Genomic DNA, 9,801 nt, shown 5'->3' with positions numbered 1-9,801 from the left:
AGGTGCGCGCCGGCGTGTTCGTGGGCGATTATTCCCCCCGCACGAGAGAGATGATCTGGGATCAGATCGCGGCCTTTATCGACGACGGCGATGCGGTGATGATCTGGACCGCCCCCACCGATCAGGGCTTTCAGTTCCGCACCACGGGCCGCAACCGGCGGATGCCAGTGGATTTCGACGGCTTGAACCTGGTCAGCTTTGCCCCGAAAAAGGGACCATAAACCCCCGTGCGCTTTTTGACATCGTGATAAGCCCGTAATATCAACGCGCTGCAACAAGACTGTTCCCCGCCCACGCGGGGATGAACCGGGATTCCCAGATGAAATGGGTCTGGTTATTGACTGTTCCCCGCCCACGCGGGGATGCAGGTTAAATGTCCGCGATCAGGCTGGGGGGGTGTTGTTATTGGCGCGGGGCTGTCGTCGTGGGGGCTGTGCTGCACGGGCGGGGTCGATGGCGGTTCTGTGCACCGCCAGCCGCGCGCAGGGGCGCGGCCAGCCCCTTGTTGTGCCCTCAATTTCTTTCTTGGCTGAAAGCGTGATGGTAGCTCACATCCGCAGAATAAGGCGTTTATGCGGCGCACACAGGCGCGCACGATGGACAACAAACACACCCGATAAGGAACAATTATCAGGACTGTTGACAGCGCCCCCGGAAGCTGCCGAAATCAGGCCCATGACAGCACCCGGCCCCCCTGACCTGACCCCCGACCGCCCGTGCCCCAACCCCGCGCGCCCCACCCCCGCGCGCCCTGCCCTGCCGCTGCCGCCGCTGCCGGCGGATCAGGCGCAGGCGCTGGCCGATCTGTACCGGCGCGGCACCCCGGCTAATACGCTGCGGGCGTGGGAACGCGATCTGGCCTATATCACCGCCTGGAAACAGGCCGCCTTCGGCACCGCCCCCGACTGGCCCGAGGCCGAACAGGTCGCCCTGCGTTTCGTGCTGGATCACGCCTCCGACCTGAACGACCAGCCCGGCCCGGCCCGCGATGCGGCACAGGCGCTGGTGGCGGCGGGGCTGCGGCGCGGGCTGGACTGTCCGGCGCCGGCCACGCTGGACCGCCGCATCGCCAGCTGGCGCGCCTTCCACCGGATGAAGAACCTGGCCAGCCCCTTTGACGCGCCGCTGATCCGGCAGGCCCGCGCCCAGGCCCGGCGCGCGGCGGCGCGGGCGCGGGCGCCGAAATCGGACAACCCGATCACCCGCCCGGTGCTGGAGGCCATGCTGGCCAGTTGTGATCACAGCCACCGCGGCACGCGCGACCGGGCGGCGCTGATGCTGGCATGGGCCTCGGGCGGGCGGCGCCGGTCCGAGGTCGTGGCCCTGAACCGCGACGATCTCGACGACCGCGATTTCGCCGCCAGCGGGCTGATCCGCATCCGCCTGTTAACCACGAAAACCACCGCGCCGGGTCAGGCCCCGCGCCTGCCGCTGAGGGGGCGCGCGGCGCAGGCGGTGACCGACTGGCTGCGCCTGACCGGCATCACCGACGGGCCGCTGTTTCGCCCCGTCAGCCTGGCCGACCGCCCCCTGCCCCGGCGCCTGTCAGCCGACGGGCTGCGCCAGATCATCCGCCACCGGCTGGAACTGGCAGGCTTTCCGCCCGGCTTTGCCAGTGCCCATGGCCTGCGCGCCGGGTTCCTGACCCAGGCCGCGCTGGACGGCGCACCCCTGGCCGCGGCAATGCAACTGTCCCTGCACCGCAGCCCCGCACAGGCGCAGCGATATTACGCCGATATCGAAATCGCAGATAACCCCGCCGCAAATTTGTTGGGCTGAGGTGCGATTACACGGTCAGCGGGGTCATGCCGGCGCGCAGCCAGGCGGCGAAATCGGGCTGGCTGATATGGCCGGCGGCCAGATCCTCGACCATGCGCAACCCGTCCAGCGGGTCGGGGCGCATAAGCTGACCGTTCAGCCGCAAAAAGGTCAGCGCGGTCACGATGGCGGTGCGCTTGTTGCCGTCGACAAATGCGTGCGCCCGGCTGATGCCAAAGCCATAGGCCGCGGCCAGATGGTCCAGCCCCGGCGCGTCATAGGCCCACAGGTTGCGGGGCCGGGCCATCGCGGCCTCCAGCAGGGCGCGGTCGCGGATGCCGGGGGCGCCGCCATGGCGGGCGATCTGGCGGTCGTGAATGATCAGCGCCGCCTGAAACGGCACCCAGACCGGCGTCACGCCAGCGCCTGAAGCAGGTCGCGATTGTCATCCATGACGGTTTCAGCCGCGGCCAGCGCCGCCGCCAGCGCCGGGTCGTGCGGCAGGATGGTCAGCCCGCCATCGTCGCGGCGCAGCACATAAACCGTGTCGCCTTCCTTGGCGTCCATGGCGGCCAGCATTTCCCCGGTCAGGGTGACGACGGATGAATTGCCGACCTTGCGGATTCGGGTCTCGAACATGGGGCCTCCGATGCCGGGTGTATGCCCTGTTGTATATACCTAAACCGGCGCGGCGGCAAGGACCGGATGCTGCCCTGCCCCCATAGGTTGCCCGAACCGGGCGGGATGCGTTTGCCCGAAACGGGCGGGGGCGAAAAAAATGACTTGCGGGAATCGGCGCAGGCGGTCATTTATTTACGGAGCAGAGAGAATAAGACGGTCAGAAGCGTAACAAACGCATCGCACAAGCGTTCGGACGCCACGGGCCGCCACATGGTTGAGGCCACATGGTTGAGGGCAGTATGCGTCAGAAAACCCGCATCGACCAGCTGGTCGGGGACCACGCACAGGCATTGTCGGAACGGCTGCAAGCCCATCGCGCGCAGCTTTTCCCGCCCGATGCCCGCCGCCAGCTGCGCAAATTCACCAGCGGCGAAGTCGCGGAATTGCTGGGGGTCAAGGACGCCTATCTGCGCAAGCTGGATCTGGAAGGCCGTGGCCCCAGCCCCGAAACGCGGGCCGGGGGGCGGCGCTATTACAGCCCGGCCGAGATTCAGGAACTGCGCGAACTGCTTGAAAAAGGGGCGAAATCGCCCGGCACCTATTTGCCGGGGCGGCGCGGGGATGACCATTTGCAGGTCATTACCGTGATCAATTTCAAAGGGGGCTCGGGCAAGACCACCACCGCCGCGCATCTGGCGCAAAAGCTGGCGCTGGATGGCTATCGCGTGCTGGCCATCGACCTGGACCCGCAGGCCAGCCTGTCGGCGCTGCACGGGGTGCAGCCGGAATTCGACCTGATGGATGGCGGCACGATTTACGATGCGATTCGCTATGACGACCCGGTGCCGTTGCGCGACATCGTGCAACGCACCTATTTCACCAATCTGGACCTGATTCCCGGCAATCTTGAGCTGATGGAGTTCGAACACGACACCCCGCGCGCCATCATCGAACGGTCGGGTAAGTTTTTCTTTACCAGAATCGGTGATGCTCTGGCCGGGGTTCAGGCGGATTACGATGTCGTGGTGATCGACTGTCCGCCGCAGCTGGGGTTCTTGACCATGTCGGCGCTGTCGGCGGCCACCGCGATTCTGGTGACCGTGCATCCGCAGATGCTGGATGTGATGTCGATGTGCCAGTTTCTGCTGATGACCTCGAACCTGTTGGGGGTGGTGGCCGAGGCCGGGGGCGATATGGATTACGACTGGATGCGTTACGTCATCACCCGCTACGAGCCGGGCGACGGGCCGCAAAACCAGATGGTCAGTTTCATGCGGTCGCTGTTTGGCGATCATGTGCTGAACCATCCGGTGTTGAAATCGACCGCGATTTCGGATGCCGGGATCACCAAGCAGACCCTGTATGAGGTTGAAAAATCAGCCTTTACCCGCGCCACCTATGAGCGCGCGATAGAAAGCCTGAACGCCGTCAACACCGAAATCGAGGATCTGATTCAGGCCGCATGGGGCCGTGGGGGGGCTGAATAATGGCACGCAAAGACCTGTTGAAGGGCCTGATGGACAGCCCCGCCCCCAAAGCCGGCGCCAGCGCCCTGCCCCGATACGAGCGCGGCGCCATCGGCGCGGTGTCCAAGTCGATCAACGATCTGCGCAGCCGCGCCATTGTCGATGTGCCCGCCGATATGATCGACGATGCCGGGCTGCGCGACCGGCTGGACCAGGACCCGCTGGGGCTGGCGGCGCTGACCGAATCGATCCGCGAATATGGCCAGCAGGTGCCGGTGCTGCTGCGCCATAGCCCCAATGTCGAGGGCCGGTACGAGGTCGTTTACGGCCGCCGCCGCGTTGCCGCGCTGCGGGCGCTTGGCCAGCCGGTCAAGGCGATGCTGCGGCAGCTGAACGACAAGGAACTGATCGTCGCGCAGGGTCAGGAAAATACCGCGCGCAAGGATCTGTCCTTTATCGAAAAGGCCAGTTTCGCCGCGCAGATGGTGGCGATGGGCTTTGACCGCAAGGTGATCTGCGACGCGCTGTCGATCGACAAGACGGTGATTTCGCGGATGCTGAGCATCACCGACATCCTGCCGCAGCGGCTGATCGAGGCCATCGGCTCGGCCCCGTCGGCGGGGCGTGACCGCTGGCTGTTGCTGGCGCGGCTGGCGCGCGGCCAGTCGCCGGCGATGTTGCTGCGCGCCGCGCAAGGCCCCGATTCCGACACCCGCTTTCGGGCGGTTCTGGCAGCGGTCCAGACCCCGCGCCCCGACCCCGGCACCCCGCGCCCGCTGACCGCCGAAGATGGCGGCGTGATCGGCAAGGCGCGGAAGAAGAACGATAAAACCGTGATCGAACTGAACGAGGCCAGCCGCGATTTCGCGGATTGGCTGGTCGATCACATCACCCGGCTTCACCGCGAATGGCAAGACGACGCCTAAGCGGGAAGGAAACAGGCAGTAACCAACAACGGAGGCACAACGGGACGGAACCAAAAAGAAAGCCCCCCAGGACAAAATCCCGAAGGGCCGTTCTTTCGATCTAGCACCTCGAAGATAGCGGCTTTGGTTGACAGCTGTCAACAGCGTCCGGTCGGGCGATCAGCGGTTTTTTACCCTGTGAGCAGATATGCGGCATATTTCGATGACGCCCTTTGGGCGGCAGCCGGTGACGGCTGGCCTGCTGGCAACCCAGGCGCTGGCCGAGGCCCCCGCCCCCGACACCACCCCCGATAAATGGGCCGTGCTGCGCGACCTGACGACGGCGCGGGCGGTCTGGGGCGTCAGCGACCGCGACCTTGTGGTGCTGTCGGCGCTGTTGTCCTTTCATCCGGCCAGGGATCTGGCCGATGACGACCGGCTGATCGTCTTTCCTTCGAACGCGGCACTGTCGGACCGTGCGCATGGCATGGCGGAAAGCACGCTGCGCCGGCATTTGTCGGCGCTGGTGCGGGCCGGGCTGATCCTGCGGCGAGACAGCCCCAACGGCAAGCGCTATGCCACCCGCGACATCAGCGGCGCGCTGGACCGGGTGTTCGGCTTTGACCTGCGGCCGCTGCTGGTGCAGGCGCCGCGCATTGCCGCGCAGGCCGATCATGCGCGGGCACAGGCGCTGGCCCTGCGCCGTCAGCGCGAGGGCGTGGTGATCCGGCTGCGCGACGCGGCCAAGCTGTTGGCATGGGCGCAGGATCACAGCCCCGCACCGCTGGACCGGCTGACCACCGCTTTGGCCGGGCTGCAACGCGCCCTGCGCCGAAAGCCCGAGGCACAGGCGCTGCGGGAACTGGACGCCGCCGCGGTGGACCTGCACCGCGCCATCACGCAGGTTTTGCCAAAAGAAACATCAGAAATGGACGGCAATGACGTCGAAAATGGGCGGCACTATCAGAATTCAAATCCTGATACTTTCGAATCTGAACCTTGCCCTGACGGACAAAAGCATCCGGCAGCCGCGCCACCCCTGCCCCCTGCCCCGGCACCTGATGAACCGCCAATCCCGCTGGGTCTGGTGCTGAAAGCCACGCCCGAGATCCGCGACTATGCCCCCGACGGCATCCGAAACTGGCAGGATCTGCTGCGCACCGCCGATTTCCTGCGACCGATGCTGGGGATCAGCAGCGATGCCTGGCGGCGCGCCGTCACATCCATGGGCAAGGCCAATGCCGCGATCACGCTGGCCTGCATCCTGCAACGCGCCGGTCAGATCATGCGCCCCGGCGGCTATCTTCGGGCGCTGACCGACAAAGCCGAGGCCGGGGCCTTTTCCCCCGCGCCGATGGTGATGGCGCTGATCCGGGCCGATAACAGCCGGACGATATAAGGCGGCGGATGATGTTGACAGCTGTCAACCGCCGCTTCCCGTGTCAGCGACAGCGCGCACCCCGTCCGCCGCAGGTCCGGCCAGAGCCAGAAAAGCCGCTTCAGGCCCCACGTCCGCACAGCGCCGCGATGGGGTGGACCGGGCGGCACCGGCCCCGGATGCGCAACGCGGCGATGGCAACGATCAGCAGCGCCCCAGCCGCCCGCGCCCCCCCCCCTCCCGCCGCTTACGGGCCGTGGGTGCGGGCGGTGTCGATAAAGCTGGTCAGGAAGGCCGGGCGGTCGGGGGTGTTGCGCAGGCCCAGATGGATGCTTTTGGCGATGCCGTCACCGATGCGCAGCGCGCGCAGGCCGGGCACATCGCGCAACAGCCAGTCGGGAATGGCGCTGACCGCGCGGCCGGTGGCGACAAGGCGCAGCATCATCTCGGTGGTTTCGGCGGTGCGGTGGCGGCGGGGCAGGGCGCCGGCGGGGATCAGAAACCGGGTAAAGATGTCCAGCCGGTCGCGCGCCACCGGATAGGTCACCAGTTCCAGCCCGGTCAGATCGGCGGGGTCCACCCGGTCCTGCCCGGCCAGCGGGTGGCTGTCGGCCACCGCCAGCACCAGTTCATAGTCAAACACCGGGATATATTCCAGACCGGGCCGCGACACCGGGTCGGGGGTGACCAGCACGTCGATTTCATGCCCCAGCAGCGCCGCCAGCCCGCCAAGCCGGAAGGCCGAGGTCACGTCAAGGTCCACATCCGGCCATTGCGTCAGATAGGGGTCGATCACCTGCATCAGCCAGCTTTGGCAGGGGTGGCATTCCATGCCGATGCGGATCGCGCCGCGCCGGCCGCGGGCGTAATCGTCAATGACCGTGGCGGCGTGTTCCAGCTGGGGCAGGATGCGATTGGCCAGCGCCAGCAGGTATTCGCCGGTATCGGTCAGCCGCAACCCGCGCCCCTCGCGCTGCCACAGGTTGACGCTGTGGCGGGCCTCGAACCGGCGGATGGCGTGGCTGAGGGCCGATTGCGTCAGGCACAACCGGTCGGCGGCAAGGGTCAGGCTGCCGGTGCGGGCAACCTCGCGCAGGATGGACAGGGGCTGAAGCTCGATCATTCATGACCTCCGTTCATTGATGCGTGAGATATTCCCATTTTTCGTCATGGGCAAGCGTTGCTAGGCAGGGCGCGACACAGCACAGGACCAGTCGCAAGGGGGAAACACCATGGTCAAAGCCGCAAATCTGGGATTTCCGCGCATCGGCGCGCGGCGCGAACTGAAACAGGCGCTCGAGGCGTTCTGGCGGGGCGATATTGACGCCAGCGCGCTGGACCGCACCGGCGTGGCGCTGCGGGCGCAGAACTGGCAGGCGCAACAGCAGGCCGGGGTCGATGTCATCCCGTCGGGCGATTTTTCGTTTTACGATCAGGTGCTTGACACGACCGTCATGCTGGGGGCGGTGCCTGACCGCTTTGCCGGGCTGACCGGGATCGACGCTTATTTCGCAATGGCGCGCGGCACCGACACCGCCCCGGCGATGGAAATGACCAAGTGGTTTGACACCAATTACCACTTTATCGTGCCGGAGCTGACCGAAACCACCCGCTTTGCGCTGACCGAAAACACCCCGCTGGCCCGCTTTGCCGAGGCCCGCGCCCAAGGCATCACCACCCGCCCGGTGCTGGTCGGGCCGGTGACATGGCTGACGCTGGCGAAATCGCGCGATCCGGGGCTGGCGCCGTTGTCGCGGATGGATCAGGTGGTGGCGGTTTACGCGCAGGTGCTGCGGGCGCTGCATCAGGCCGGGGCCGACTGGGTCCAGATCGACGAGCCGGTGCTGGTGCGCGACCTGACCCCGCCCGAGGCGCAGGCCCTGCGCGATGCCTATGCCGCGCTGGCCGGGTGCGGGCCGCGGATCATGCTGGCCAGCTATTTCGGCGGGCTGGGGGACAACCTTGCGCTGGCGACGGACCTGCCGGTCGCGGGGCTGCATATCGACCTGGTGCGCGCGCCCGGCCAGCTGGACGCGGTGCTGGACCGGATCGGGGACCGGCACCTGTCGCTGGGGCTGATCGACGGGCGCAATATCTGGCGCAGCGACCTGACCCGCGCGCTGGCACTGGCGCAGCGGGCGGTGGCGGCGCTGGGACCGGACCGGGTGCAGGTGGCGCCGTCCTGTTCGCTGTTGCATGTGCCGGTGGATCTGGCGCAGGAAACCGCGCTGGATGACGAATTGCGCGGCTGGCTGGCCTTTGCCCGCCAGAAGCTGGACGAATTGTCCGCCCTGTCCCGCGCCGCCCGCCATGGCCGCGCGGCGGCGCAGGCGGCCTTTGATGCCGCCGATGCGGCGATTGCCGGGCGCGCGGCATCGGGGCGCATCCACGACCCGGCGGTCAAGGCCCGCGCGGGGGCGGTCAGCGCGGCTGATCACCGCCGTGCCAGCCCCTTTGCCCGCCGCATTGCCCGCCAGCAGGCGCGGCTGAACCTGCCGCTGTTGCCGACCACGACCATCGGGTCATTCCCGCAGACCGCGGAAATCCGCGCCGCCCGCGCAGCGCATCGCAAGGGCGCGCTGGACGATGCCGCCTATCGCGCCTTTCTTCAGGACCAGACCCGCGACTGCATCCGCCGTCAGGAACGCATCGGCCTTGACGTTCTGGTGCACGGAGAGTTCGAGCGTAACGACATGGTCGAATATTTCGGGGAACGGCTGGCGGGGTTCTTTTTCACCCGCGCGGGCTGGGTCCAGTCCTATGGCTCGCGCTGTGTCAAGCCGCCGGTGATCCTTGGCGACGTGTCGCGCCCGGCGCCGATGACGGTGGATTGGGCGGTCTTTGCCCAAGGCCAGACCAGCCGCCCGATGAAGGGGATGCTGACCGGGCCGGTGACGATTCTGCAATGGTCCTTTGTGCGCGATGACCAGCCCCGGTCCGCGACCTGCCGCCAGATCGCGCTGGCGATCCGCGACGAGGTGGCCGACCTGGAACGCGCCGGGCTGCGCATCATCCAGATTGACGAGGCCGCCCTGCGCGAGGGGCTGCCGCTGCGCCGCGCCGACCGCGATGCCTATCTGGATTGGGCGGTGGGGGCGTTCCGGCTGGCGGCCTCGGTCGCGGGCGATGACACCCAGATCCACACCCATATGTGCTATTCCGAATTTAACGACATCCTGCCGGCGATTGCGGCGATGGATGCGGATGTGATCTCGATCGAGGCATCGCGGTCTGACATGGAACTGCTGGAGGGGTTCCGCGATTTCGCCTGGCCCAACCAGATCGGGCCGGGGGTCTGGGACATCCACAGCCCCCGCGTCCCCCCCCAGCCCGAGATGACGCGCCTGCTGCGCGCAGCGGCGGCGCTGATCCCGGCGGACCGGCTGTGGGTGAACCCCGATTGCGGCCTGAAAACCCGCAACTGGCCCGAGGTCGAGGCCGCGCTGACCAACCTTGTCGCCAGCGCACAGGAACTGCGCGCCGAATTGGCCACCCCCGCCGCCGCCCCGGCGCAAAAGGCCACGGCCCCCGCATGACCCGCACCCCCGGCCCGCGCCGTGGCCGGGGGACCGACCGGGGGGCAATGCCGCAGCACCCCGCAGCCCGCGCCGTGGCCGGCGGCTTGGCGGCCTGACACGGCGCGGGGCGCGCGTGGGGGCAGGGGGTGGCAAAC

9 protein-coding genes are annotated in these 9,801 nt (G+C 67.4%); 6 read left to right on the top strand and 3 right to left on the bottom strand.

Annotated elements, in window-relative coordinates:
* Positions 1–221: type I-E CRISPR-associated endoribonuclease Cas2e (gene cas2e, locus ACFXP9_RS14075; RefSeq protein ID WP_397210298.1), on the top strand; the 221-nt coding region annotated here is incomplete at its 5' end.
* Between the two features lie 454 nt (positions 222–675).
* On the top strand, positions 676–1,779 hold the full coding sequence (locus ACFXP9_RS14070) for a tyrosine-type recombinase/integrase (protein WP_397209365.1): 1,104 nt from the start codon (positions 676–678) through the stop codon (positions 1,777–1,779).
* A gap of 7 nt (positions 1,780–1,786) precedes the next feature.
* Here ACFXP9_RS14070 and ACFXP9_RS14065 read toward each other — a convergent pair whose 3' ends face one another.
* Both ACFXP9_RS14065 and ACFXP9_RS14060 read right to left on the bottom strand, forming a co-directional pair.
* Complete coding sequence (locus ACFXP9_RS14065) at positions 1,787–2,176, bottom strand: type II toxin-antitoxin system death-on-curing family toxin (protein WP_397209366.1); 390 nt, start codon at positions 2,174–2,176, stop codon at positions 1,787–1,789.
* Positions 2,173–2,397: an AbrB/MazE/SpoVT family DNA-binding domain-containing protein gene (locus tag ACFXP9_RS14060; protein ID WP_397209367.1), complete on the bottom strand. Its 225-nt coding sequence runs from the start codon at positions 2,395–2,397 to the stop codon at positions 2,173–2,175. The genes ACFXP9_RS14065 and ACFXP9_RS14060 overlap by 4 nt, the downstream gene beginning before the upstream one ends.
* A 281-nt stretch (positions 2,398–2,678) precedes the next feature.
* Between ACFXP9_RS14060 and repA the strand changes: the two genes are divergently transcribed.
* The 3 genes from repA to repC all read left to right on the top strand — a co-directional run bounded on the left by repA (position 2,679) and on the right by repC (position 6,149).
* A complete protein-coding gene (gene repA, locus ACFXP9_RS14055) occupies positions 2,679–3,866 on the top strand; it encodes a plasmid partitioning protein RepA (protein WP_397209368.1) in 1,188 nt (395 codons plus the stop codon).
* Positions 3,866–4,771 carry a plasmid partitioning protein RepB gene (gene repB, locus ACFXP9_RS14050; protein WP_397209369.1) on the top strand — a complete coding sequence of 302 codons (906 nt, stop codon included), beginning with the start codon at positions 3,866–3,868 and terminating at the stop codon, positions 4,769–4,771. Before repA ends, repB begins: the two co-directional genes overlap by 1 nt.
* Before the next feature lie 187 nt (positions 4,772–4,958).
* Positions 4,959–6,149 carry a plasmid replication protein RepC gene (gene repC / locus ACFXP9_RS14045; RefSeq protein WP_397209370.1) on the top strand — a complete coding sequence of 397 codons (1,191 nt, stop codon included), beginning with the start codon at positions 4,959–4,961 and terminating at the stop codon, positions 6,147–6,149.
* A 226-nt stretch (positions 6,150–6,375) separates the two neighbouring features.
* On the opposite strand, the gene ACFXP9_RS14040 is transcribed toward repC, so the two are convergent.
* Positions 6,376–7,251 (bottom strand): LysR family transcriptional regulator, encoded by an 876-nt coding sequence (locus tag ACFXP9_RS14040; protein ID WP_397209371.1) that lies wholly within the window; start codon positions 7,249–7,251, stop codon positions 6,376–6,378.
* Between the two features lie 109 nt (positions 7,252–7,360).
* Here ACFXP9_RS14040 and metE point away from each other — a divergent pair, with 109 nt between their 5' ends.
* Positions 7,361–9,664 (top strand): 5-methyltetrahydropteroyltriglutamate--homocysteine S-methyltransferase, encoded by a 2,304-nt coding sequence (gene metE / locus ACFXP9_RS14035; RefSeq protein ID WP_397209372.1) that lies wholly within the window; start codon positions 7,361–7,363, stop codon positions 9,662–9,664.
* Positions 9,665–9,801 lie beyond the last annotated feature (137 nt).

Origin of the sequence: Paracoccus jiaweipingae, assembly GCF_044335505.1 — a bacterium.
Taxonomy (GTDB): domain Bacteria; phylum Pseudomonadota; class Alphaproteobacteria; order Rhodobacterales; family Rhodobacteraceae; genus Paracoccus.
The sequence above is the reverse complement of the archived record's forward strand: the minus strand, read 5'-3'. Positions and strand labels throughout refer to the sequence as shown.

Bases quoted from the DNA above. Each gene is read 5' to 3' on its own strand.
- repB (WP_397209369.1), top strand. From the start codon at position 3,866: ATGGCACGCAAAGACCTGTTGAAGGGCCTGATGGACAGCCCCGCCCCC.
- ACFXP9_RS14040 (WP_397209371.1), bottom strand. From the start codon at position 7,251: ATGATCGAGCTTCAGCCCCTGTCCATCCTGCGCGAGGTTGCCCGCACC.
- metE (WP_397209372.1), top strand. From the start codon at position 7,361: ATGGTCAAAGCCGCAAATCTGGGATTTCCGCGCATCGGCGCGCGGCGC.
- ACFXP9_RS14070 (WP_397209365.1), top strand. From the start codon at position 676: ATGACAGCACCCGGCCCCCCTGACCTGACCCCCGACCGCCCGTGCCCC.
- repA (WP_397209368.1), top strand. From the start codon at position 2,679: ATGCGTCAGAAAACCCGCATCGACCAGCTGGTCGGGGACCACGCACAG.
- repC (WP_397209370.1), top strand. From the start codon at position 4,959: ATGCGGCATATTTCGATGACGCCCTTTGGGCGGCAGCCGGTGACGGCT.
- ACFXP9_RS14060 (WP_397209367.1), bottom strand. From the start codon at position 2,397: ATGTTCGAGACCCGAATCCGCAAGGTCGGCAATTCATCCGTCGTCACC.